Annotated in this window: 21 protein-coding genes and 1 tRNA gene; 16 read left to right on the top strand and 6 right to left on the bottom strand. The window is 66.9% G+C overall.

Annotated features, from left to right (window positions below; all coding sequences use genetic code 11):
* Positions 1–9 precede the first annotated feature (9 nt).
* The gene (locus D5041_RS15465; protein ID WP_265280744.1) at positions 10–1,425 is read right to left on the bottom strand and encodes an IS701 family transposase; all 1,416 of its coding nucleotides are present in this window, start codon (positions 1,423–1,425) and stop codon (positions 10–12) included.
* Positions 1,426–1,515: 90 nt separating this feature from the next.
* Here D5041_RS15465 and D5041_RS15460 point away from each other — a divergent pair, with 90 nt between their 5' ends.
* From D5041_RS15460 to D5041_RS15445, 4 genes are read left to right on the top strand one after another with little or no spacing between them, the layout of a single operon-like run.
* Entirely contained in the window at positions 1,516–1,746 is a 231-nt protein-coding gene (locus D5041_RS15460) for a hypothetical protein (protein WP_265285155.1), read from the top strand.
* Positions 1,736–3,547, top strand: coding sequence for a DNA recombination protein RmuC (locus tag D5041_RS15455; RefSeq protein WP_265285154.1), 1,812 nt, complete (start codon positions 1,736–1,738; stop codon positions 3,545–3,547). Before D5041_RS15460 ends, D5041_RS15455 begins: the two co-directional genes overlap by 11 nt.
* A complete protein-coding gene (locus D5041_RS15450; protein ID WP_265256669.1) occupies positions 3,544–4,716 on the top strand; it encodes an MFS transporter in 1,173 nt (390 codons plus the stop codon). Before D5041_RS15455 ends, D5041_RS15450 begins: the two co-directional genes overlap by 4 nt.
* Before the next feature lie 41 nt (positions 4,717–4,757).
* A complete protein-coding gene (locus D5041_RS15445) occupies positions 4,758–5,633 on the top strand; it encodes a creatininase family protein (protein WP_265285153.1) in 876 nt (291 codons plus the stop codon).
* Positions 5,634–5,697: 64 nt separating this feature from the next.
* Here D5041_RS15445 and D5041_RS15440 read toward each other — a convergent pair.
* From D5041_RS15440 to D5041_RS15430, 3 genes are all read right to left on the bottom strand, one after another.
* Positions 5,698–5,774: transfer RNA gene (locus D5041_RS15440), tRNA-Val, on the bottom strand.
* Between the two features lie 91 nt (positions 5,775–5,865).
* Complete coding sequence (locus D5041_RS15435; RefSeq protein ID WP_265285152.1) at positions 5,866–8,079, bottom strand: RelA/SpoT family protein; 2,214 nt, start codon at positions 8,077–8,079, stop codon at positions 5,866–5,868.
* Positions 8,076–9,035, bottom strand: a complete 960-nt coding sequence (locus D5041_RS15430) for an alpha/beta fold hydrolase (protein ID WP_265285151.1) — start codon at positions 9,033–9,035, stop codon at positions 8,076–8,078. The genes D5041_RS15435 and D5041_RS15430 overlap by 4 nt, the downstream gene beginning before the upstream one ends.
* A 70-nt stretch (positions 9,036–9,105) precedes the next feature.
* Here D5041_RS15430 and D5041_RS15425 point away from each other — a divergent pair, with 70 nt between their 5' ends.
* From D5041_RS15425 to D5041_RS15415, 3 genes are all read left to right on the top strand, one after another.
* Positions 9,106–9,888, top strand: coding sequence for a 3-hydroxybutyrate dehydrogenase (locus D5041_RS15425; RefSeq protein ID WP_265256665.1), 783 nt, complete (start codon positions 9,106–9,108; stop codon positions 9,886–9,888).
* A gap of 275 nt (positions 9,889–10,163) precedes the next feature.
* Positions 10,164–10,895: an osmolarity response regulator transcription factor OmpR gene (gene ompR, locus D5041_RS15420; RefSeq protein WP_010103022.1), complete on the top strand. Its 732-nt coding sequence runs from the start codon at positions 10,164–10,166 to the stop codon at positions 10,893–10,895.
* A gap of 7 nt (positions 10,896–10,902) precedes the next feature.
* Complete coding sequence (locus D5041_RS15415; protein ID WP_407702284.1) at positions 10,903–12,438, top strand: sensor histidine kinase family protein; 1,536 nt, start codon at positions 10,903–10,905, stop codon at positions 12,436–12,438.
* Here the strand turns inward: D5041_RS15415 and ispF are convergent.
* Together ispF and D5041_RS15405 are read right to left on the bottom strand one after the other, a co-directional pair.
* Positions 12,435–12,914, bottom strand: a complete 480-nt coding sequence (gene ispF / locus D5041_RS15410; protein WP_010103018.1) for a 2-C-methyl-D-erythritol 2,4-cyclodiphosphate synthase — start codon at positions 12,912–12,914, stop codon at positions 12,435–12,437. The two genes, D5041_RS15415 and ispF, sit on opposite strands and share 4 nt — an antisense overlap.
* Positions 12,914–13,708 carry an IspD/TarI family cytidylyltransferase gene (locus tag D5041_RS15405; protein ID WP_265285150.1) on the bottom strand — a complete coding sequence of 265 codons (795 nt, stop codon included), beginning with the start codon at positions 13,706–13,708 and terminating at the stop codon, positions 12,914–12,916. The genes ispF and D5041_RS15405 overlap by 1 nt, the downstream gene beginning before the upstream one ends.
* A 228-nt stretch (positions 13,709–13,936) precedes the next feature.
* On the opposite strand from D5041_RS15405, the gene D5041_RS15400 reads away from it, so the two are divergent.
* The 9 genes from D5041_RS15400 (at position 13,937) to D5041_RS15355 (ending at position 23,106) form a co-directional block, all read left to right on the top strand.
* Positions 13,937–15,016 (top strand): glycerophosphodiester phosphodiesterase, encoded by a 1,080-nt coding sequence (locus D5041_RS15400; RefSeq protein WP_265285149.1) that lies wholly within the window; start codon positions 13,937–13,939, stop codon positions 15,014–15,016.
* Between the two features lie 329 nt (positions 15,017–15,345).
* Positions 15,346–16,122: a GntR family transcriptional regulator gene (locus D5041_RS15390; protein ID WP_010106297.1), complete on the top strand. Its 777-nt coding sequence runs from the start codon at positions 15,346–15,348 to the stop codon at positions 16,120–16,122.
* 120 nt (positions 16,123–16,242) lie between these two features.
* Positions 16,243–16,677, top strand: coding sequence for a succinate dehydrogenase, cytochrome b556 subunit (gene sdhC / locus D5041_RS15385; RefSeq protein WP_010106298.1), 435 nt, complete (start codon positions 16,243–16,245; stop codon positions 16,675–16,677).
* Positions 16,678–16,734: 57 nt separating this feature from the next.
* The gene (gene sdhD / locus D5041_RS15380) at positions 16,735–17,100 is read left to right on the top strand and encodes a succinate dehydrogenase, hydrophobic membrane anchor protein (protein ID WP_010106300.1); all 366 of its coding nucleotides are present in this window, start codon (positions 16,735–16,737) and stop codon (positions 17,098–17,100) included.
* Between the two features lie 22 nt (positions 17,101–17,122).
* The gene (gene sdhA / locus D5041_RS15375; RefSeq protein WP_265285147.1) at positions 17,123–18,928 is read left to right on the top strand and encodes a succinate dehydrogenase flavoprotein subunit; all 1,806 of its coding nucleotides are present in this window, start codon (positions 17,123–17,125) and stop codon (positions 18,926–18,928) included.
* 28 nt (positions 18,929–18,956) lie between these two features.
* Positions 18,957–19,661, top strand: coding sequence for a succinate dehydrogenase iron-sulfur subunit (locus D5041_RS15370; protein ID WP_010106304.1), 705 nt, complete (start codon positions 18,957–18,959; stop codon positions 19,659–19,661).
* A gap of 25 nt (positions 19,662–19,686) precedes the next feature.
* Positions 19,687–20,025 (top strand): FAD assembly factor SdhE, encoded by a 339-nt coding sequence (locus D5041_RS15365; protein ID WP_265285146.1) that lies wholly within the window; start codon positions 19,687–19,689, stop codon positions 20,023–20,025.
* Position 20,026: 1 nt separating this feature from the next.
* A complete protein-coding gene (locus D5041_RS15360) occupies positions 20,027–21,352 on the top strand; it encodes a citrate synthase (RefSeq protein WP_010106307.1) in 1,326 nt (441 codons plus the stop codon).
* A 113-nt stretch (positions 21,353–21,465) separates the two neighbouring features.
* Positions 21,466–23,106 carry a phosphoethanolamine transferase gene (locus tag D5041_RS15355; RefSeq protein ID WP_265285145.1) on the top strand — a complete coding sequence of 547 codons (1,641 nt, stop codon included), beginning with the start codon at positions 21,466–21,468 and terminating at the stop codon, positions 23,104–23,106.
* Positions 23,107–23,108: the final 2 nt, after the last annotated feature.

The raw sequence follows: 23,108 nt of genomic DNA, 5'->3' as shown, positions 1-23,108 counted from the left end.
GCCCTAGTCTTACTGTGTCACAAACGAATTCTCGCGTTTACGCGCAGGCAGCATGGGCAGCGCGGCAGCGTCCTGAGCAAGGCTGCGGCGATACGCAGCCGCAAAGTTGTGATCGACGATCGGACGTGGCGCTGCGTGCGCGGGGCTGCCGCGAGGCTTGTAATGCGTGGGTAGGGCAGGTTCTTCGCTTCGTGCAGAGTTTTTTTTACCCCCACCTTCCGGCTGGCGCAGCTGCTGCGCCATCAAAAAACCGTAGGCAGCGATGGCCAAGCTGGCGTGGTGGTGAAAGCCCCTCCAATTGCGCCCTTCGTAGTGGCCCAGACCCAGGTCTTGCTTGAGGTCCTGGTAGTCGCGCTCAATGCGCCAGCGCATCTTGGCCTCAAACACCATGCGCTCCAGTGTGATGTTCTCTGCCAGCGTGGACAGCCAGTATTTCATTGGCTCTTCATGGCCTTCGGGCCATTCGATGAGCAGCCACTCTTGCGCTCGCTGCTCTGTGCGCAGGTGCTCGCGGTGGGCCGCATGCACGCGCACTCGCGCAAAACGCGAACGCAATGTGAAGTTCGTCCCCTCACGCCACTCGATGCTTTGCCATTGGGTCGGCTCCAACCCCAACGCCACTTCCTTCACGGACAGCGGTCGCTCGTGCCTGGCATCGCCCAAACGCTGGCGGGTGGCCACCACGCCGCGGCCACTGCGCGGCCGCGGCGCCAGCGGGGCATGCCCCGGCGGCCACACCGTCACCTGCCCCGTCACGCCCACCACGTAAGTCAGGCCCATCGCCGTCAGGCCCTCACGAAATGCGGTGACCACCCCGTAGCCTGCATCGGCCAGCACGGTGTGCTTTGGCGCGCCTTGCTCCACCAAGTGCTCGATCTGCGCCTGCGCGATCTGCCACTTGGTGGCGAACGACACATTTTCGGGCACACCGGCCTTCTCGCGCCGCGCCATGTCATCGGCCCATTGCTGGGGCAGGTACAACTGCCAGGCCGTGGGCAGGCTGCCCGCCAAGCAAGCCAGACTGACGCTGACGGCCACTTGGCAGTTGTCCTGCTTACCCAGCATGCCGCAGTACTGTCGGGCCACTCCCACCGAGTGCTCGCCCTGTTTGGGAAAGCCGGTGTCGTCCACGATCCACCAGCCTCCATCTCCAAAGTCCATCGCTGGCACGACCCATTGCGCAACGCGCCGCAGCATCTCTTCGTCCGACCATGACGACTGGGCCACGAAGTGGTGCAGCGACTGGTGACGCGAGCGAGTGGCCTGCGGCGCCAAGTGTGCGGCCATCGGCTCCACGCTCTTGCGCGCAAGCGGCGCCATCAGGCCGATGCAATACCCGCGCAACCCGGCTTGCCGGTCCGCATGGCCCAGTCCGCCTCCCAAATGCTCAAGGTAGCGTTCAAACTCTTGCAGTTCGTCTTTCAAGGCTCATCTCCTGTGTGAGAAGATTCTCTCATAATTCCTTGAATTTACTAACACAGTAAGACTAGTGTCCTGCCCTGCGAATAGCGGCACATGAAACTGCGCCTTTCGCGCCATGGCGGCGTTGCAAATCCTCGCGATACCTCCGGGTATCGCTGCGGTTTGCGCCTTGCCATGACGCGAAATGCATCCGTTTCATTTTGTGCCGCTATTCGCAGGGCAGAACACTATCGCGCAGACCTGTCCGCAGGCAGGCTCGCGCAGCGCCGATTCCGCAACGCCTTGTTTGGCCCCGACATGATGGTGAAAAATCTTGACCACTGAGACACTTGCTTCGCTCGCCGCGCTGGCCCTGGTGCTGGCGCTTTTGCTGTTATTGCTGCTGCGCCGCCCGCAGGTGGACCTGCCTGCCGAGTGGCTCGCGCGGTTGCAGGCGCTCGAAGCCGCAACGCAGGCCACCCGGCTGGCCGTGGCCAAGAACGACGGCGCGCTGGACGCGCTGGCGCAGCAGCTCGGGGGCTTTACCCAGAGCACGCAGAACACGTTGGAGACCCTGCGCCGTGCGGTGGACGAGCGCCTGGCGCAGGCCGTGACCGAATCGCGCAGCGGCCGGGCCGAGTTGCTGGCCGCATTCGGCCTGTTCGAGGCGCGGCTGGAGCAGCGGCAGACGGCGCTCGACGCGTCGCTGGCGCAGCGCTTCGACGGCCTGCAACAGGCCGTCGCGGGGCGGCTGGAGGAAAGCAGCAAGGCCCTGCTCGCGCATCTGGCGCAGGGTCAGGCGGACTCGGCCATGGCGCGCCAGGAGCTCTCGGATCGGCTCGCCGGCTTTCGCACCGAACTCACGGCCAGCACCGCCGCGCTGGCGGCCGAGAGCGTCAAGTCGCGCCAGGCCATGGGCGAGAGCACGGCATTGTTTGAAAAGCGCATCCAGGAGCGCTTCGAGGCGCTCACGGCGGCCACGCGCAGCACGCTCGATTCGCTCAAGGGCGACATCCAGGGGCAACTGGGGGCGGTGTCGGGCGCGCTCAGGGACCAGCTCGAAGCCAACGGCTCTCAGATCAAGAACCAGTTCTCGGTGCTGCAGGACGCCGTGTCGCAGCAGCTCGGCGGCCTGGTGCAGGGCAGCCAGCACAACGCCGAGCAACTGCGCAACGCGCTCAACGAGCGCCTGGCGGCGATCCAGGCCGACAACGCCACCCGGCTCGAAGAAATGCGCCGCACGGTGGACGAGAAGCTGCACGCCACGCTTGAGCAGCGCCTGGGGGAATCCTTCAAGCTCGTGAGCGAGCGGCTCGAACAGGTGCACAAGGGCCTGGGCGAGATGCAGACGCTGGCGGGCAGCGTCGGCGACCTCAAGCGCGTGATGAGCAATGTGAAGTCGCGCGGCACCTGGGGCGAAATGCAGCTGGGTGCGATCATCGAGAACGTGCTCACACCCGAGCAGTTCGCGCGCAACGTGAAGACCGTCCCGGGCAGCGACGAGCTGGTGGAGTTCGCCATCCGCCTGCCGGGCAGGAACGACGTGCACCCGGTGTGGCTGCCCATAGACGCCAAGTACCCGGTCGAGCAATACCAGCGCCTGATGGACGCGCAGGACGCTGCCGACAAGGCGGCGACGCTTTCGGCGGGCAACGCCTTTGAGACCTCGGTGCGCAACGAGGCCCGCAAGATCTTCGCCAAATACGTCTCGCCGCCGCACACCACCGACTTTGCCGTGCTCTACCTGCCCACGGAGAGCCTGTTCGCCGAAGTCATGCGCCGCCCCGGCTTGGTCGAGGCCGTGCAGAACGAATGCCGCGTGATGATCACCGGCCCGGCGAACCTGGCGGCCATGCTCAACAGCCTGCAAATGGGCTTCAAGACGCTGGCGATCGAAAAGCGATCGTCCGAGGTCTGGAGCCTGCTGGGCAGCGTGAAGACCGAGTTCGCGAAGTTTGGCGACGTGGTCGAAGCCACCAAGAAATCCATAGACGCTGCGGCCAGGCGCTTCGACGAGGTGGGCGTTCGCACCCGCGCCATCGAGCGCAAGCTGCGCGCCGTGCAGGAACTGCCCGCGCCGGATGCGGCCCTGCCGCTGGCCGATGGCGCGGCGCCCGGGGCGCAGTCCGAGGACGATGCGCCGTGAACTGGGCCCTGGTGCGGCTGATCGCCGGCCAGATCTGCCTGCACGCCTGCATGGCCGGAATGCGCATGGCAGCGCCGCTGCTGGCCTTGCGCGATGGCTACAGCGCTGCGGCCGTGGGCGTGCTGCTGGCGCTGTTCGCGCTCGTGCAGGTGTTTCTGGCCTTGCCCGCGGGACGCTACGCGGACCGCCATGGCCTCAGGCGCCCGGTCGGCCACGCCGTGGTGGTGGCCGTGGCGGGGGCCTCGCTGGCTCTGCTGTTCCCCGGCTTTCCGGCGCTGTGCCTGGCCGCGCTGATGACGGGCGGGGCGACCGGCGCCGTGACCATCGCACTGCAGCGCCACGTGGGCCGCGCCGCGCACGACGCGACGCAGCTGCGGCAGGTCTTCAGCTGGCTGGCCATCGGGCCGGCGCTGTCCAACTTCATCGGCCCCTTCTGCGCCGGGCTCATGATCGACCATGCGGGCAGCGAGGCGGGCAGCACCGGGGGCTACCGCGCCGCCTTCGCGCTCATGGCCCTGCTGCCCCTGTGCACTTGGTTCTGGGTGCGCGACGCGGTGGAACTGCCCCCCGTGATCGCCGCAGCGGGTGGTCCGCCGCGGCGCGCGTGGGACCTGATGAACGAGACGCCGTTTCGCCGCCTCCTGATCGTGAACTGGGTCCTCTCGTCCTGCTGGGACGTGCACACCTTCGTCGTTCCGCTGATCGGGCACGAGCGCGGCCTGTCGGCCTCGGTCATCGGCTCCATCCTCGGGGGCTTTGCCATTGCAGCGGCGACGATCCGGGTGCTCATGCCGCTGGTCGCCGAGCGCCTGCGCGAGCCGGTGGTGGTGGCCGGTGCCATGCTGCTCACGACGCTGCTGTTCGGCGTGTATCCGCTGCTCGACAGCGCGCCGGGAATGGGCCTGTGCTCCGTGCTGCTGGGCTTTGCGCTGGGTTCGGTACAGCCCATGGTGGTGAGCCTGCTGCATCAGATTACGCCCGCGCACCGCCACGGCGAGGCGCTGGGCCTGCGGCTGATGGTGATCAATGCATCGAGCGTTCTCATGCCCATGCTGTTCGGCTCGGCCGGCGCCGTGATCGGCGCGGGGGGGCTGTTCTGGCTGACCGGTGCCGGCGTCGGCGCCGCGGTGCGGATGGCCTGGCGCTTGGAAGAAAAGGGCCGGGGCTGAGCGCGGGGCGAGGGCAGGGCGCTTGCGACTACCATCGCGCAATGACCGCCGATGCTCCGTCTCCACCGTCTCCCGACAGGCCTTGCGCCCTGTCTTCGCGCTTCTGGGCCGGGTTGTCCACGCGCGAGTTCGCCCAACTCCAGGCCTCGGGCCAGGCCGCGCAGACCGTGGCGGTGCTGCCCGTGGCCGCCATCGAGCAGCACGGCCCGCACCTGCCGCTCGCGGTGGACGCCAGTCTGCTGCAGGGCGTGATCGACGCGGCGTTGCCGCAGCTGCCCGTTGACCTGCCGGTTCTCTTCTTGCCCCCGCAGAACGTGGGCCTGAGTCCGGAGCACATCCGCTTTCCGGGAACCCTGACGCTCTCTCCCGCAACGGTGATCGCGCTGTGGACCGAGATCGGCGAGTGTGTCGCGCGCGCCGGGGTGAGGAAGCTGCTGCTGTTCAACGGCCACGGTGGCCAAGTCGGCGTGATGGACATCGTGGCGCGCGGGCTGCGCACGCGCTGCGATCTCATCGTCTACAGCGCCAGCTGGTTCAGCCTGCCCTTGCCCGAGTCCGTGGAGCAGCAGTTCAGCGCGCAGGAGCAGCGCTTTGGCGTCCACGCGGGCGAGATCGAGACCTCGATGATGCTGCATCTCTCGCCCGCGACGGTGCACATGGAGCATGCGCGGGATTTTCGTTCGACGTCGCAGGACCGGGCACAACGCTACGCGATTCTGGGCAACGGCAAGAGCGCCCGGCTCGGATGGCAGATGCAGGACTGCCACCCGGCGGGGGCGGTGGGGAATGCGGCAGGGGCCTGCGCGCAGAAGGGCCGGGCCGTGGTGGCCGCGGCGGCGCAGCAGTTGGTGGCCTTGCTGCAGGAGTTGCACGCCCTGCCACTGAGCACTTTGGTGGACGGGGTAGGGCCGTTTTAGCCTTTGTCGGGCTTGGGCTGATGCCGGTGTGCAGATCGATGCGCTGACCAGATCCGGAAAAATCTGGTAGGCGCGATTGGACTCGAACCAACGACCCCCACCATGTCAAGGTGGTGCTCTAACCAGCTGAGCTACGCGCCTGTCACCGGCCGCGATTGTAGCCGCAAAAATCGGCCGCTCTGGCCGGCGTGCATCAAATCGCGCTGGGCACGGGGGGCTTCGACGAAAGCGCTCAGCGGCGGCGCGCAGAGCGCACGCCCGGCACCGCGGCCACGCTGCCCAGCACCTTGTTCAGGCGGCCGGAGTCGGTCACCTCGACGGTAAAGGTCATCCATGCCGTGCCCTTGACGGACTGGGTCTGCACGCCAATCACGTTGGTCTTTTCGCGCGCGAAGACTTCCGAGACGTCGCGCAGCAGGCATTGCCGGTCGGCGGCCTCCACGGTCACGTCCACCGGGTATACGGGGGCCAGGGCCGATTGCTTGGGCAGGCCCCATTCCACTTCGATCACGCGCTCGGCGCTGCGCGCGGCCATTTCGTGGAAGTTGCCGCAGTCTGCGCGGTGCACGCTGACCCCCTTGCCGCGCGTGACGAAGCCGCGAATCGGGTCGGGCGGCGCGGGCTTGCAGCACTTGGCCAACTGGGTCATGAGCGAGGCCAGGCCGACCACCAGCACGCCGCCCTTGGGGGCCGAATCGCTGCTGCGCGTCTTTTTGTGCAGCAAGGGCTCGTCGGGCTGTGCGGCGGGCCCGGGCGGGCGCAGCAGCGTTTCGATGTTGCGCAGCGAGAACTCGTCCTTGCCCACGACTTCGAACAGCGCATCGGCCGATTTGAAGCCCAGCTGCGCGGCGAGCTCGTCGAGCTTGACGGCGGTCCTGCCTTCGCGCTGCAGCAGTTTTTCCACCGCTTCGCGGCCCCGGGCCACGGTTTCGTGCGTCGTCTGGGCGTTGAACCAGGCGCGCACCTTGGCCTTGGCGCGGTGGCTGGCCAGGTAGCCCAGCTCGGCGTTGAGCCAGTCGCGCGAGGGGCGGCCTTCCTTGGCGGTGGCTATCTCCACCGTCTGTCCGTTGTGCAGGGGGGTGTTCAGCGGAACCATGGCGCCGTCGACCTTGGCACCTCGGCAGCGGTGTCCCACGCTGGTGTGCACGGCGTAGGCAAAGTCAACGGGTGTCGCGCCCTGCGGCAGTTCCACCACGGCGGCGTCGGGCGTGAACACGTAGATGCGGTCCTCGAACAGGCCCCGGTTCGACCAGGCGCCCGACAGATCGCGCTCCCAGGCCAGCAGTTGGCGCAGCACGGCGATCTTGGCGTCGTACTCGCCCGCAGCGGATACGCCCGCGTAGCCCTTGTTGCCCGCCTCCTTGTAGGCCCAGTGCGCCGCCACGCCGTGCTCGGCATGCTCGTGCATGGCCTGGGTGCGGATCTGGATCTCGATGGGCCGCCCGTCGGCGTCGCGCACGATGGTGTGCAGCGACTGGTAGCCGTTGGGCTTGGGCCGGGCGATGTAGTCGTCAAACTCTTCCACGATGGGCTGGAGTTGCTCGTGCACCCAGCTCAGGGCGGCGTAGCAGTCCTTCACCGTGGGAACGATCACGCGCAGCGCGCGGATGTCGAACACCTGGTCGAAGTCGAGCGACTTGCCGCGCATTTTCTTGACGATGCTGTAGATGTGCTTCGGGCGCCCCTGCACGCTGGCGCTGATGCTGCGCGCGCGCAGGTCGGCCTCGAGCCGGGCGCGCAGCTGTTCCATGTAGAGCTCGCGCTCGCCGCGCTTTTCGTCGAGCAGGCGGGCCACCTTCTTGTAGGTGTCGGGCTCGAGAAAGCGCAGGGCCAGGTCTTCCAGTTCCCACTTCAGCTGCCAGATTCCCAGGCGGTTGGCCAGCGGCGCAAATACCTGCAGCGATTCGCGCGCCATGCTGGGCGAAACGGGGCGCTTGTTGGCCGCGTGATAGCGTAGCGTCTGCAAGCGCGAGGCCAGGTGCAGCAGCACCACGCTCAGGTCGCGCGAGAAGGCGAGCAGCATCTTGCGCACGTTCTCGGTCTGCACGGCAGGGTCGTCCACGTGCTGCGCGGCGCGGGCCTGCTGCTGCACGCGCATGAGCTTGGTGCTTTCCATCGCCAGCGTCGCAAAGTGGGCGCCAAAGGTTTTGGCGATCACCTCCTCGGGCTTGTTCAGGTGCATGCAGGCGTGCACCAGGTAGGCCGCGGCCTGCATGGCCTCGGAGCCGCCAATTTCCTTGAGGAGCGCGGCCACGGCGTCGGCGTGGGCGAGTGTGTTCTCGCCGCTGTCCAGGGTTTCGCCGGCGATCAGGGGCTCGGCGAAGGCGCGCGCACGCGCCAGCGCGTTCAGCTGCTCGGGCAACTGCTGCGCAGTGGCGGCGATGAGCTGTACAACGGCGTCTGCCTGAGGAGGGGAGGACACCAAGACCAGGGGCTTGGTTTTCATCCGGCCACAGCGTCTTCTGCCGCCAGCAAAAATTGCTTCACGGTCGCGACTTGGTCGGCCGCGACCAACGTGGGCGCATGCCCCACGCCTTCGAATTCGACGACGCGCGCCTGCGGCCCGCGCCGCGCCATGGCCTGCGCAGCCGCGCGCGAAAGCAGGTCCGACTGCGCGCCGCGCAGCAGCAGCGTGCGCGCCGTGATGCACTCGTACAGCTGCCACAGCGCGGCCTCGCCGGCCACGGCGGCGTCCTGCGTCAGGGCATTGAACGGCACGGCGATGGCCGGGTCGTAGTGCAGCGTGAATCCGCCGTCGGGCAACGGGCGCACCATGGCGCGCGACAGCTCAAACCACTGCGCGGGCGAGTGCGGCCCGAACGGGCGGGAAATCGCCCATAGCGCGTCCGCGGCCTGCTGCTGCGACTCGAAACGCGCCATTTTTCCCAGGTACTTGCCGATGCGCTGCAAGGCCGACCAATCGATGGTCGGCCCCACGTCGTTGAGCACCAGCCGGTGCAGCGCAACGGGCAGGGGCAGCTCCGGCTGGCCCGCGATGACCATGCCGATCAGTCCGCCCATGCTGGTTCCCACCCAGTCCAGCGTGCCGATCGGCCCCTGCTGCTGCAATTGCGCCAGCAGGGCCAGCATGTCGGCCGCGTACTGCGGGACCTGGTAGCCCATGGGGTCGGCCAGCCAGTCGCTCTGGCCACGCCCGACCACATCAGGGCAAATGACGCGCGCATGCCCGCTCAACGCGCGCGCCAGGGTGTCGAAGTCGCGCCCCTGGCGGGTCAGGCCGTGCACGCAAAGCACCACGTGCGGATGCGCCGGCTGGTCCGTGGCGTTCCACTCCCAGTACGCCATGCGGTGCAGCTGCGCTGCGGCGGGTGCTTGGGCGCAGGGGGTGCCCGGGGCCGCAATGCCGGGGCACGGTACATGGTTCAGACGGGGTTCGGTCATGGGTGCAGAATCCGGGGCCGCGCGCTAATGATTGCCGCGCTTGCATCGTAATTCATTCGGAGGGACTCTCATGCTGAAAGGCAAAACCGCACTCGTGACCGGCTCCACCAGCGGCATTGGTCTGGGAATCGCCCAGGCCCTGGCGCGCCAGGGCGCGAACATCGTGCTCAATGGCTTTGGCGATGTGGACGCTGCCCGCAGCCAGGTGCTGGCCGCAGGCGAGGCCGCCGCAGCCCGGGTGGCCTACCACGGCGCCGACATGTGCCGCGTTGCCGACATCGAGGACCTGATGAAGTACAGCGTCTCGCAGTTCGGGCGCGTGGACATTCTCGTGAACAACGCCGGAATCCAGCATGTGGCGAATGTGGAGGATTTCCCGGTCGAGCGCTGGGACGCGGTGATCGCCGTCAACCTCACGAGCGCCTTTCACACCTGCCGCGTGGCGCTGCCGGCGATGCAGAGCGCCAACTGGGGCCGCATCATCAATGTGGCGTCGGTGCACGGCCTGGTGGGGTCGGCCCAAAAGTCGGCCTACGTCGCGGCCAAGCACGGCATCGTGGGGCTGACCAAGGTCATCGCGCTGGAGAACGCCACCACGGGCGTGACCTGCAATGCCATCTGCCCCGGCTGGGTGCTCACGCCGCTGGTGCAAAAACAGGTAGACGCCAAGGCCGCCGAGCATGGCCTGTCGGACGAGGACGCGAAAAAGCTGCTGCTCCGCGAGAAAGAGCCCTCCATGCAGTTCAGCACGCCCGAAGAACTGGGCGAGTTGGTGTTGTTTTTCTGTTCGCCCGCGGCGAACAATGTGCGCGGCGCGGCTTGGAACATGGACGGCGGCTGGGCCGCGCAGTAGGTATTTCCGGCCAGGCGATTCGAAGGCCGGGCGGGCAGTGCCTCCCCCTGTGCCGTAGTCTCCCAAGGGCTTTCAGGGCCTGTGAATCCGGTGCTTTGGGCAGACAGGCAGCGCCCGGACCGGGCCTGTGCGGCAGCGCTGGAAAAGCCCCCTCGGCCACCATGCGCGGCGGGGAAACATTTGAAACACTTTGTCAAGCCCCCTCCCAAAAACCGGATTTCGGCGTTCCAACTGGTCAGAATCGGCGCTGTTACAAATAGCCCGGGATCAATGATATGGCCACAGCAATCAACCGCGTCGACAAAATTCTGGTAGTGGATGACGATGCACGCATCCGCGATCTGCTGCGCCGTTACCTGACGCAGGAAGGCTTTGAAGTCATGGTCGCCGAAGACGGCAAGACCCTCAACCGCCTGCTGCTGCGCGAGACGGTGGACCTCATCGTGCTCGATCTGATGATGCCCGGCGAGGACGGGCTCTCCATCTGCCGCCGCCTGCGCGCCGCCAACGACCGCACCCCGATCATCATGCTCACCGCCAAGGGCGAGGACGTGGACCGCATCGTGGGTCTGGAAGTGGGCGCTGACGACTATCTGGGAAAGCCCTTCAACCCCCGCGAACTGCTCGCGCGCATCCACGCCGTGCTGCGCCGCCGCCCTGCGCAGGAAGCGCCGGGCGCGCCCTCCGGTGAGGTCGAGGTGGTCACCTTTGGTCCCTTCACCTTCGACCTGGGAACCCGTGCCTTGCAGCGCAATGGCGAAGAGCTGCCCCTGACCACCGGCGAATTCGCCATGCTCAAGGCCCTGGTGCGCCACCCGCGCCAGCCGCTGTCGCGCGAAAAACTGGCCCTGCTGGCGCGTGGCCGCGAGTTCGAGCCCTTTGACCGCAGCCTGGACGTGCAGATTTCGCGCCTGCGCAAACTGGTGGAGGTGGACGCCACCGCGCCGCGCTACATCCAGACCGTGTGGGGCGTGGGCTACGTGTTCGTGCCGGATGGAGCCGGTTGACCTCCCCATGTCCAAGACCACCGGGGGCTGGCCGAGAATTTCTCTTTGGAAGTCCTCGGTTGCATCTTGGTGGGCTGGCCTCGCGCCGCAGGGGTGGATCTCCCGTGCGCGGGAACTGCGCGCGCGCGTGCTTCTGAGTCTTTTCTGGCGCACTTTCATCTTGCTCGTGCTGCTGCAGGTGGGCAGCATTCTGGCGTGGCTACAGACGCTGCGCACGCTCGAATCCGAGCCGCTGACGCTGCAAACCGCGCAGCAGATCGCGTCGCTGGTGAACCTGAGCCGCACGATGCTGGTGCATGCCGACGCGATCACGCGCGTGTTGCTGCTCAAGACCATGGCCGATCAGGAAGGCGTGCGCATCCTCCCGCGCGAGCCCGGGGACCAGTTCGTCCCCCTGGGGCCGACTACGCTGGGCAACCGCCTGACGGATGAGTTGACGGTGCGGCTCGGGCCCGACACCATCGTCGCCCAGAGCGTGAACGGCGACAACGGCCTGTGGGTGGGCTTCAACATCAATGGCGACTCGAACTGGCTGCGCATGGACCATTCGCGCTTCAACCCGGCCGGGGGGCGCACCTGGACGATCTGGCTGATCACGGCCGGAGCCCTTTCGCTGGCCTGCGCGGCCGCCATTGCGCTGCGCATCAACCGGCCGCTGAAACAGCTGTCCTACGCAGCGAACCGGGTCAAGGACGGCGACTTTGCCGCCAGCCGGCTGGATGAGGAAGTGGTGACCAGCGAGATCCGCGAGGTCAACCGGGGTTTCAACCGCATGACCCAGACGCTTGCCAAGTTGGAACATGACCGCGCCGTGATGCTCGCCGGCATCTCGCACGACCTGCGCACCCCGCTGGCACGGCTGCGGCTGGAAACCGAGATGAGCGTGGTCGACGGGGCGGCGCGTGAGCACATGGTGGCAGACATCGTGCAGTTGGACGCCATCATCGACAAGTTCCTCGACTACGCACGGCCCGATCACGTCACGCTCACGCCCATCAACCTGCACGCCGTGGTGTCCTCCTGCATGTACGCGGTGCAGGACCACCGCGAACTGCAGATCAGCATATCCGTTCCCGAGGATCTCTACGTCCTGGCCGACGAGGTGGAACTGGCGCGCGTGATTTCCAACCTGTTGGAAAACGCGCGGCGCTATGGCAAGACCGAAGGCACGGAAGTCGCCCGCGTGGAGATCGCCGCCAAGCCCCGGGAGGATTGGGTGCTCATGAAACTGCGCGACCATGGCGCGGGGGTGCCCCCCGATCAGATCCCGAACCTCACAAAACCGTTCTTCCGCGGCAACTTTGCCCGCACCGCGGCCACCGGCGCGGGGCTCGGGCTGTCCATCGTGGACAAGACGGTGCAGCGCATGGGGGGCGCCTTTGCGCTGACCAACGCGAACAGCGGCGGTCTGGTGGCGCAGTTGCAATTGCAGCGCGCCACGGACCTGCCCCAGGGGACCGATTCCTCCAGACAACGCCTGCAGCGGCCTGCCATCAAGCGCTACCTGCCTCCCCGGCCGCCGCCACAGGACAAGGTCGCTTAGCGCGCATGGATCAGCGCCACAGCGCGCGCCTCGATCGCCAGCTTCTGCCCCACGGGGCCCAGTCCTTCGGCGGTCTTGGCCTTGACGTTCACCTGCCCCTCGGCGACGCCGACGGCGCGGGCAATGGCGGCGCGCATTGCGGGGATGTGCGCGGCCAGGCGCGGCGCCTGCGCGAGCACGGTGCTGTCGATATTCCCGACCTCGTAGCCCGCAGCGCGCACGCGCCGCATCGCCTCGGCCAGCAGCACGCCCGAATCGGCGTCGCGAAAAGCAGCATCGGTGTCGGGAAAATGGCCGCCGATATCGCCCAGCGCGGCCGCGCCGAGCAGCGCATCGGTGATCGCGTGCAGCAGCACATCGGCGTCCGAGTGGCCGAGCAACCCCATGGGGTGGGCAATCTCCACGCCGCCGATCACCAGCCTGCGGCCGGGTACCAGCGCGTGCACATCCCAGCCTTCGCCGATCCTGAAATTCATCACATTGCCTCGCACCGTGATGTCGAAACCACCGATTCTCCCTGCTGGCGCTGTGCCAGCAGCGCCGCAGCCAGCGCGAAATCCTCGGGATAAGTGAGCTTGAAGTTCTGCGCCCCGGCGGGCACCAGCCGCGGGTGCAGGCCCAGCGCTTCCATCGCGCTGGCCTCGTCGGTGACGTGCGGGCCGGCCTGGGCCATGGCCGCCAGCAGCGCGCCAATGCGAAACATCTGCGGCGTTTGCGCCAGCCATTTGTCGCTGCGCTCCAGCGTGCCGACCACGCGCAGCCCGTCCGGACCGTCCACGCCGGTCTTCAAGGTATCAGCCAGCCGCTGCGCGAGCAGGCCGCCGACGCTGTCGTCGGCGCATTCGTCGATCAGCGCGTCGATCTGCCCGGAGGTCACCAGGCAGCGCGCGGCATCGTGCACCAGCACCCAGTCACCCGGCTGCGCGCCCTGCGCCAGCAAGGCCTGCAAGCCACCAAGCACCGTGTCGGCGCGCGTGCGGCCACCGCATGGCACGACGCGCAACGCGGGATGCGCATGCGCATCGAGAAAATGGTCCCCGGGCGCCACCGCCACCAGCGTTCCCAGCAGCCGCCGCACCCCGGCAAAAGCGGCCAGCGTGTGCAGCACCACAGGGCGCCCCGCCAGCAGGTGGTACTGCTTGGGCAATGAAGCCGCCGTGGGCCCTGCCGCCCGCGCGCCCACTCCTGCGCAAGGCAGCAGCGCCCAGAAGCGCCCCTGGGCAGATAAGGGGGCAGGGGAGGGAGGCGGCAAGGAATCGGTCTCGGTCATGGGGCGATTCTATGTTTCGATCTGCAGGCCCACGATCCAGCTTTGCGCTGTGCAGTGGCAGCAAAACCTGCACGTCATTTAACATAACAAACATCGTATCAATTATTGATGACCTGTCCGATGTGCTTGGAAGACGCCAGAATTTCCTCAATGTCACGCTACTTTCACATTGAATCACTAGCGTCGGGGTATTAAAAAAAACGCCCATTTTTTTCTTTCAGGACTCCTATGCATTTGTTCAGATTTGGCTTCCTGCGTCTTCTTTCCCTTGCCGGTTTGCTTGCACTCGGCGCCTGTGGCGGCGGCACCGACGGCGCCGCTTCCGCCGGGCATCTCTTTCACCAGCCGCGCGCTTTCGACCTGCAGGCCCACCGCGGCGGCGTGGGCCTGGTGGTGGAAAGCACCATCGCTTCGTTCACCAATGCATTGGAGATGGGTGTCACCACCTTGGAACTGGACGCCCAGATCACCAAGGACGGCGTGGCCGTGGTCACGCACGACCGCAAGACTTCCGGCGCGAAATGCAAGGACACCCGGCCCGCCAATGCCGGCGACCCGCTGTATCCCTATGTCGGCCGCTACATCAAGGACCTGACCCTGGAGCAGGTCAAGACGCTGGACTGCGGCTCGCTGCGCCAGGCGGCTTTTCCGGAGCAGCGCCTGGTGCCCGGCGCGCAGATGCCCACCCTGCGCGAGGTGTTCGAGCTCGTGCGCTCCTACCGCGCCGACCAGGTGCTGATGAACATAGAGACCAAGGTCGAGGCCGGCGCCCCGCAGGAAACGGCGCCGCGTGAGCTGTTCGTGCGCACCGTCGTGGACGAGATTCGCAGCTCGGGCCTGATGTCGCAAGTCACCATCCAGAGCTTCGATTGGGGCGCGCTGATGCTGGCGCGCCAACTGGAGCCAAGCATCCCGATCGTTGCGCTGACCAACGGCCAACAGTTCCTGCAGGCTGGCCAGTCCGGTGCCTCGCCCTGGCTCGGCGGCATCGACATCGACAACTTCGGCGGCGATCTGGTGCAGGCGGCCAAGTCTTTCGGCGCCGACGCGATCTCACCGGTGCATGGCGACCCGCAGAACGGCAAGGTGGGCGATGCCGGCTACGTGCCCTACACCACGCCCGAACTGGTGACCCGCACGCATGCAGCCGGCATGAAGATCATTCCCTGGACGGTGGACGACGAGAAGACCATGCATGCGCTGATGGACGCCAAGGTGGACGGCATCATCACCGACCGGCCGGACCTGTTGCGCAAGGTGATGACCGCGCGCGGCCTGCCGCTGCCACCGGTCGCGGCCAAGCGCTAGTGCTCTGCCCCGCAAATAGCGGCACATCGTGGCGGGCGCCGGTCCTGCTGGGCTTGGTTCTGGCCTTCCCCGCAGGCTGGATAGAATGGCCCCACGGCCATCCACTTCATGTCTCCGAATCCCCAACCCTTCTTTTCCGACCTGCCCGATCCCCGGCGTGCCACGCGCAACAAACGGCACGCGCTGTCGGACAGCAGCATGCTCACGTGCCATGTGCACGCATTCGCCATCTTCGGGGCGCTGGGCTCAGGGGAGCTTGGGTAGCGCGGTAGCCCTGCGCGGTAGCCCCCTGCCCTGCTGCGGCAGCCGCGCCGGGAGCACGACGCCCCATGCACTCCATCCCCACCATGTCAGCCGCGTCCTCCACCGACAGCCCCGGCGCGCCAGCGTTCAGCCCGCTGTACCTGCAGATCAAGGGACTGATCCTGCAAAGCCTGCAACAGGGCGAGTGGAAGCCCGGTGCGGCGATTCCCAGTGAAATGGAGTTGGCCGCCCGGTTCCGCGTGAGCCAGGGCACGGTGCGCAAGGCGGTCGACGAACTGGCGGCGGAAAACCTCGTGCTGCGCCGCCAGGGCAAGGGCACCTTCGTCGCCACGCACGCCGAGCAGCAGGTGCAGTACCGCTTTCTCAAACTGCTGCCCGATACCGGCGACGCCCGGGTCGAGGGCCCGGCCCAGCGCCGCGTGCTCGAATGCCGCCGCGTGCGCGCCAGCGCCGACGTGGCGCGCGCGCTCGCGCTGCGCAGCGCAGACGCCGTGATACAGGCCCGGCGCATTCTGTCGTTCGCCGGCGTGCCGACCATCCTCGAGGACATCTGGCTGCCCGGCCAGGCCTTCAAGGGCCTGACAGCCGAACAGTTGGCAAATTACCAGGGCCCGACCTACGCCATGTTCGAGCTCGACTTCGGCGTGCGCATGGTGCGCGCCGAAGAAAAAATCCGCGCCGTCCTGCCCGACCGGGAGCAGGCGCAATGGCTGCAGATCTCCCCGGCCACGCCGCTTTTGAGCGTGGAGCGCATCGCCTACACGTACAACGACATCCCCATGGAACTGCGCCGCGGGCTCTACCGCACCGATAGCCGCCACTACCGCAATGCATTGAGCTGACGGCGCCCGGGCGCGAGTCGGCGTGGAAAATTCCGCCGAGGTCCCAAGACCGGGGCGTTGCTTGCCATAGAATTTCGGGCTGTTTGATTTGCAAAGCGACACCCACGAAGGCCCCACGAAATGATCGAACCAGCCCGAAAACGGCCCGAATTCCGCAACATCAACGCCTTCAAGGACCTGCGAGGCTACCGCCTTCCGCCGGCCGGGTGGGTCTCCATCCTGCACCGTGCCAGCGGCGTGATCATGTTCCTGCTGCTGCCCTTCATCATCTGGATGTTCGACACCTCGGTGTCTTCCGAGATCTCGTTCGCACGCTTCAAGTCGGTGTTCAACGCCGGCGTCGGCTTTGCGCCCGGCTGGTTCTTCAAACTCGTTGCGCTGGCGCTGATCTGGTCCTTCCTGCACCACTTCACCGCCGGCCTGCGCCACCTGTGGATGGACATCAGCCACGACGCGGTGAGCCGGGAATCCGGCAGGACCTCGGCCATTGCCACGCTGGTGCTCAGCCTGGCGCTGACCCTGGTGCTCGGCGCCAAGCTGTTCGGGCTGTACTGAATCTGAATCGACAAGGCCGGGTCGCTCCAGGCCGGCCATTTCCAAGGAAAAAACACCATGTCCGTCAATTACGGTTCCAGGCGCATCGTCGTGGGCGCCCACTATGGTCTGCGCGATTGGCTCAGCCAGCGCGTGACCGCCGCCCTCATGGCCCTGTTCACGGTCCTCGTGCTCGTCCAACTGATCTTCAGCCGGGGCCCGATCGGCTACGACCAATGGGCCGGCATCTTCTCGCGCCAGTGGATGAAGGTCCTGGGCTTTTCCATCATCGTGGCGCTGGCCTGGCATGTCTGGGTGGGCGTGCGCGACATCTTCATGGACTACGTCGGGTCCGTGGGGCTGCGCCTGGTGCTCCAGGTTTTTGCCATCGTCTGGCTGCTCGGCTGCGCCGGCTGGGGCATCCAGGTCCTGTGGCGTCTCTGATTCCCGCGACCGAAGGTACCCCATGAGCTATACCCAAGCCAGCATTTCCCGACGCAAGTTCGACGTCGTCATCGTCGGCGCCGGAGGCTCCGGCATGCGCGCCGCCCTCGAACTCGCACGCGCGGGGCTGAACGTCGCCTCGCTGTCCAAGGTCTTCCCCACGCGCTCGCACACCGTGGCGGCGCAGGGCGGGGTGAGCGCCGCGCTGGGCAATATGAGCGAGGACAACTGGCACTACCACTTCTACGACACCGTCAAGGGTTCCGACTGGCTCGGCGACCAGGACGCCATCGAGTTCATGTGCCGCGAGGCGCCGAACGTGGTGTACGAGCTGGAGCACTTCGGCATGCCGTTCGACCGCAACCCCGACGGCAGCATCTACCAGCGCCCCTTCGGCGGCCACACGGTGAACTACGGCGAAAAGCCCGTGCAGCGCGCCTGCGCCGCGGCCGACCGCACCGGCCACGCGATGCTGCATACGCTGTACCAGCAGAACGTGAAGGCCCGGACGAACTTCTTCGTCGAATGGATGGCGCTGGACCTGATCCGCGACGCCGACGGCGACGTGCTCGGCGTGACCGCGCTCGAAATGGAAACCGGCGAGCTGTACGTCCTGCAGGCCAGGACCGTGCTGCTGGCCACCGGGGGCGCGGGCCGCATCTTCGCCGCTTCGACGAACGCCTTCATCAACACCGGCGACGGCCTGGGCATGGCGGCGCGCGCCGGCATCCCGTTGCAGGACATGGAGTTCTGGCAATTCCACCCCACCGGCGTCGCCGGCGCCGGCGTGCTGCTGACCGAAGGCTGCCGTGGCGAGGGCGGGATCCTGCTCAACAACCAGGGCGAACGCTTCATGGAGCGCTACGCGCCCACGCTCAAGGATCTGGCGCCGCGCGATCACGTCTCGCGCGCGATGGACCAGGAGATCAAGGAGGGCCGTGGCTGCGGCCCCAACGGGGACTACGTGCTGCTCAAGCTCGACCACCTGGGCGCGAAAGAGATCCACAAGCGCCTGCCCTCGGTGTACGAGATCGGCGTGAACTTTGCCAACGTCGACGTCACCCGGGAGCCGATCCCGGTGGTACCCACGATCCACTACCAGATGGGCGGCGTGCCGACGAATATCGACGCGCAGGTCGTCACGCACGACGGCGAGCGCAACCAGACCGTGCGCGGCCTGTACGCCGTGGGCGAATGCGCCTGCGTGAGCGTGCACGGCGCGAACCGTCTGGGAACCAACTCGCTGCTCGACCTGCTGGTCTTCGGCAAGGCCGCGGGGCGCCACATCGTCGCAAACACCCGGCAGGACCAGGCGCACAAGCCCCTGCCGGCCGACGCCGCCGAGCGCACGCTGGAGCGCCTGAACCAGCTCGAAAAGTCCACGGACGGCAGCTATTCGCAGGCCCTGGCCGGCAACATCCGCGACACCATGCAGCAGCACGCCGGCGTGTTCCGCACCCAGGCCGCAATGGACGAGGGCGTCCGGAAGATCGCCGCGCTGCGCGAGCAACTGGCCGGCGTGGTGCTGCGCGACAAATCCAGGGTGTTCAACACCGCGCGCATTGAAGCGCTCGAAGTGGACAACCTGATCGAAGCGGCGCAGGCGACCATGGTGTCGGCAGCGGCGCGCAAGGAATGCCGTGGCGCGCACATGGTGTCCGACTACGAGCAGCCTGCCAACCACCCCACGGCGCCGCAGGGCCGTGACGATTCCCGGTGGCTGAAGCACAGCCTTTGGCAGCGCGACGGCAACCGCCTGACGTACAAGCCGGTGAACCTCAAACCCCTGACGGTGGACAGCATTGCGCCCAAGGTGCGCACGTTCTGAACCCGGCCGCCCCACGAGAGCACACCCCATGCAAAAGCGCACATTCAAAATCTACCGCTACGACCCGGACCGGGACGCCCGCCCGTACATGCAGACCCTGGAGATCGCACTCGACGGCGGCGAGCGCATGCTGCTCGACGCCCTGCTCAAGCTCAAGGAGCAGGACCCCACCCTGTCGTTTCGCCGCTCCTGCCGCGAGGGCGTGTGCGGCTCGGACGCCATGAACATCAATGGCAAAAACGGTCTGGCCTGCCTGACCAACATGAACGCGCTGCCGGGCCTGATCACGCTCAAGCCGCTCGCGGGTCTGCCCGTGATCCGCGACCTGATCGTCGACATGACGCAATTCTTCAAGCAATACCATTCGATCCGGCCCTACCTGATCAACGAAGGTCCGTTGCCCGAAAAAGAGCGCCTGCAAAGCCCCGAGGAGCGCGACGAACTCAATGGCCTGTACGAATGCATCCTGTGCGCGAGCTGCTCGACGAGCTGCCCGAGCTTCTGGTGGAACCCCGACAAGTTCGTCGGCCCCGCCGGCCTGCTGCAGGCCTACCGCTTCATCGCCGACAGCCGCGACGACGCCACCGGCAAGCGCCTGGACGACCTGGAAGACCCGTACCGCCTGTTCCGCTGCCACACCATCATGAACTGCGTGGACGTCTGCCCCAAGGGCCTGAACCCCACCCGGGCCATCGGCAAGATCAAGGAACTGATGGTGCGCCGCGCCATCTGAGCGCCCCCGCCCCGAATACCAGACCATGGAATCGTGTTCCGCGCCCTCCCCCGCTCCCGTGCTGCTCGGCGCGCGGGAACTGAGCCGGCTGCGCTGGCGCTGCCGGCGCGGCCTGCTGGAGAATGACCTGTTCTTGGAGCGCTTCTTCGCGCGGCACGAGGCGACGCTGACCCAGCGCCATGCGCAGGGCCTGAACGCGCTCATGGCGCTGGCGGACAACGACCTCCTGGACCTGCTGCTGCGGCGCTGCGAGCCGCAAGGCGAGCAAAATACGCAAGCGGCGCGCGAAGTGCTCGGCATGCTGCGGCAAGGCGGCGCATCGGGTTCGGAGCACCCCATCGGCAACCCATCCCAAGGAAAATGACATGAAGTCCGCTGACAACAAAGCCACCCTGTCCTTCAGCAACGGCAACCCCAGCGTCGACCTGCCGGTCTACCAGGGCAGCATGGGCCCGGACGTCATCGACATCCGCAAGCTGTACGCGCAAACGGGCATGTTCACCTACGACCCGGGCTTCCTCTCGACGGCGGCCACCCAGTCGGCGATCACCTACATCGACGGCGACAAGGGCGAGCTGCTGTACCGCGGCTACCCCATAGAGCAGTTGGCGGTGCACTGCAATTTCCTGGAAACCTGCTACCTGCTGCTCCACGGGGACCTGCCGGACGCCACCCAGAAGGCCGACTTCACCAGCCTCGTGACGAACCACACCATGGTCAACGAGCAGATGCAGTTCTTCCTGCGCGGCTTTCGCCGCGACGCGCACCCCATGGCCGTGCTCACCGGCCTGGTCGGCGCGCTGTCGGCCTTCTATCACGACAGCACCGACATCAACAATCCGCAGCACCGCGAGATCGCCGCGATCCGCCTGATCGCCAAGATGCCCACGCTGGTCGCGATGGCCTACAAGTACGGCATGGGCCAGCCCTACATGTACCCGCACAACCACCTGAACTACGCGGGCAACTTCCTGCGCATGATGTTCGGCACGCCCTGCGAGGAATACCAGGTCAAGCCGGTTCTCGAACGCGCGCTGGACCGCATCTTCATCTTGCACGCGGACCACGAACAGAACGCATCGACCTCCACCGTGCGCCTGTGCGGCTCGTCGGGAACGAACCCGTTTGCCGCCATCGCCGCCGGCGTGGCCTGCCTCTGGGGCCCCGCGCACGGCGGCGCCAACGAGGCCGCGCTGACCATGCTGCACGACATCCAGGCGCAGGGCGGCGTGGAGAAAATCGGTGAATTCATCCGCCAGGTCAAGGACAAGAACTCCGGCGTCAAGCTCATGGGCTTTGGCCACCGCGTGTACAAGAACTACGACCCGCGCGCCAAGCTGATGCAGGAAACCTGCAACGAGGTGCTCGCCGAACTGGGCCTGGAAAAGGACCCGCTGTTCAAGCTGGCCAAGGCATTGGAGAAAATCGCCCTGGAAGACGACTACTTCGTGCAGCGCAAGCTCTACCCGAACGTGGACTTCTATTCCGGAATCGTGCAACGCGCCATCGGCATTCCCGTGAACCTGTTCACCGGCATCTTCGCGCTGGCGCGCACCGTGGGCTGGATTGCGCAGCTCAACGAAATGATCGGCGACCCCGAGTACAAAATCGGCCGCCCGCGCCAGCTATTCACCGGCTCCACGCGCCGCGACGTGCTGCCTCTGGCCGAGCGCAGATCGGCAATCCAATGAGCGCCTGCGCGCCCCCGCCCGGCCCGGCGGCGCGCTCCGTCCGGGCCAGCGGGGAGGCAGCTGATCGGCCCATCCCCCCCGAACACCGAACACCGAACAGCGCACGGGCCCGCTTGCGCCCGATCCACCCGGCCTGGGTAGTGCTGCTGACCAGCGCCTGGCTGGCCACCGCCTGCAATCTTCCGCTGTGGCAGGAAGTGGCGCGGCTGCCCGGCAGCGGCAGCCTGCGCGACTGGGGTTTTGCTCTGGCCTTTGGGGCCATCGTCGCGGCGGGCAATGCCGCCCTGCTCAGCCTGCTGGCCTGGCGCTGGACGCTCAAGCCCGCCGCCGTGGTGCTGGTGCTGATGGCGGCGTTGGGCATGTACTTCATGCTCGCCTACGGCATAGCAATCGACAGCTTCATGCTCCTGAACGTGCTGCAGACGGACCTGGGGGAGGCCCGGGACCTGCTCGATTGGCGCCTGCCGGTGAGCGTGCTGGCGCTGGCCGCGCCGCCGTTTCTGGGTCTGTACCGCCGCCCGTTGCAGCGCCTGGGCGCAATGCGCCAGGTGGCGTACAACGGCTTGCTGCTGCTGGGCTCGCTGGCCGTCAGCGTGCTGTGCCTGTTGCTCGTGTTCCAGGAGTTTTCCTCGACGATGCGCAACCACCCCCGGCTGCGCTACCTGATCAACCCGCTCAACAGCGTGTACGCGCTGGGCAACATCGCCACCCAGCCCCTGCGCATGGACACGCACGCATTGCTGCCCCTGGGACGCGACGCCCGATTGGGCGCCAGCTACTCCGGCCAGACCAAGCCACCGCTGCTGGTGCTGGTGCTCGGCGAAACCGGCCGCAGCCAGAACTTCGGCATCAATGGCTACGCGCGCGACACCACCCCGCGGCTTGCGGCCCGCAAGGACCTCGTGAGCGCACGCAACGCCTGGTCCTGCGGCACCAGCACGGCAGCGTCGCTGCCCTGCATGTTCGCGCACCTGGGGCGCACGGACTACGGGGACCGCCCGGCCAACTACGAGAACCTCCTCGACGTGCTGCAGCACGCCGGCCTGGGCGTTCTGTGGGTGGAAAACCAGTCGGGTTGCAAGGGTGCGTGCGCGCGCATCGGAGAAATCCACAACCCGGCAGACCCCGCGCTGTGCCCCGGCGGCGAATGTCTGGACCGTGTGATGCTCCAGAACCTGGACGCGCAGATCGCCGCCCTGCCCGCCGAACGGCGCGCGCGCGGCAGCGTGGTGGTGTTGCACCAGATGGGCAGCCACGGCCCGGCGTACTACAAGCGCTCGGCGCAAGAGAACAAGAAATTCGAACCCGAGTGCCATTCAGCGGCCTTGCAGGAATGCGGGCGCGAGCAGGTGGTGAACGCCTACGACAACAGCATCGTCGAGACGGATCACTTTCTGGACTCCGTCCTCGAATGGCTGCTGACGCACGAGAAGCGCGCGCAGACCGCGATGATGTACGTCGCGGACCATGGAGAATCGCTGGGCGAGAACAACATCTACCTGCACGGTCTGCCCTACGCGATTGCCCCCGACGTGCAAAAGCACATTCCCTGGATCACCTGGCTATCCCCCGCCATGCAGGCGCGCACCGGCCTGAGCAGCGCCTGCCTGCAGCGCGACCAGGACCAACGGCGCATCAGCCACGACAACTACTTTCATTCGGTGCTCGGCCTGATGGACGTGCAGACCAGCGCCTACCGCCCCGAGTTGGACCTGTTCGCGCCCTGCAGCAGGATCGGGGGTAAGCAAGGGTAATA

It is taken from the genome of Verminephrobacter aporrectodeae subsp. tuberculatae (assembly GCF_026127385.1).
GTDB lineage: Bacteria > Pseudomonadota > Gammaproteobacteria > Burkholderiales > Burkholderiaceae_C > Acidovorax > Acidovorax aporrectodeae.
This window is presented reverse-complemented; position numbering and strand designations above follow the sequence as displayed.

Excerpts from the sequence above, each read along its gene's own strand:
- sdhC (WP_010106298.1), top strand. The coding sequence starts at position 16,243 with ATGATCGAACCAGCCCGAAAACGGCCCGAATTCCGCAACATCAACGCC.
- D5041_RS15400 (WP_265285149.1), top strand. The coding sequence starts at position 13,937 with ATGCATTTGTTCAGATTTGGCTTCCTGCGTCTTCTTTCCCTTGCCGGT.
- sdhD (WP_010106300.1), top strand. The coding sequence starts at position 16,735 with ATGTCCGTCAATTACGGTTCCAGGCGCATCGTCGTGGGCGCCCACTAT.
- D5041_RS15445 (WP_265285153.1), top strand. The coding sequence starts at position 4,758 with ATGACCGCCGATGCTCCGTCTCCACCGTCTCCCGACAGGCCTTGCGCC.
- D5041_RS15460 (WP_265285155.1), top strand. The coding sequence starts at position 1,516 with ATGAAACTGCGCCTTTCGCGCCATGGCGGCGTTGCAAATCCTCGCGAT.
- ompR (WP_010103022.1), top strand. The coding sequence starts at position 10,164 with ATGGCCACAGCAATCAACCGCGTCGACAAAATTCTGGTAGTGGATGAC.
- D5041_RS15415 (WP_407702284.1), top strand. The coding sequence starts at position 10,903 with ATGTCCAAGACCACCGGGGGCTGGCCGAGAATTTCTCTTTGGAAGTCC.
- D5041_RS15360 (WP_010106307.1), top strand. The coding sequence starts at position 20,027 with ATGAAGTCCGCTGACAACAAAGCCACCCTGTCCTTCAGCAACGGCAAC.
- sdhA (WP_265285147.1), top strand. The coding sequence starts at position 17,123 with ATGAGCTATACCCAAGCCAGCATTTCCCGACGCAAGTTCGACGTCGTC.
- D5041_RS15430 (WP_265285151.1), bottom strand. The coding sequence starts at position 9,035 with ATGACCGAACCCCGTCTGAACCATGTACCGTGCCCCGGCATTGCGGCC.
- D5041_RS15390 (WP_010106297.1), top strand. The coding sequence starts at position 15,346 with ATGCACTCCATCCCCACCATGTCAGCCGCGTCCTCCACCGACAGCCCC.
- ispF (WP_010103018.1), bottom strand. The coding sequence starts at position 12,914 with ATGAATTTCAGGATCGGCGAAGGCTGGGATGTGCACGCGCTGGTACCC.
- D5041_RS15370 (WP_010106304.1), top strand. The coding sequence starts at position 18,957 with ATGCAAAAGCGCACATTCAAAATCTACCGCTACGACCCGGACCGGGAC.
- D5041_RS15405 (WP_265285150.1), bottom strand. The coding sequence starts at position 13,708 with ATGACCGAGACCGATTCCTTGCCGCCTCCCTCCCCTGCCCCCTTATCT.
- D5041_RS15425 (WP_265256665.1), top strand. The coding sequence starts at position 9,106 with ATGCTGAAAGGCAAAACCGCACTCGTGACCGGCTCCACCAGCGGCATT.
- D5041_RS15365 (WP_265285146.1), top strand. The coding sequence starts at position 19,687 with ATGGAATCGTGTTCCGCGCCCTCCCCCGCTCCCGTGCTGCTCGGCGCG.
- D5041_RS15435 (WP_265285152.1), bottom strand. The coding sequence starts at position 8,079 with ATGAAAACCAAGCCCCTGGTCTTGGTGTCCTCCCCTCCTCAGGCAGAC.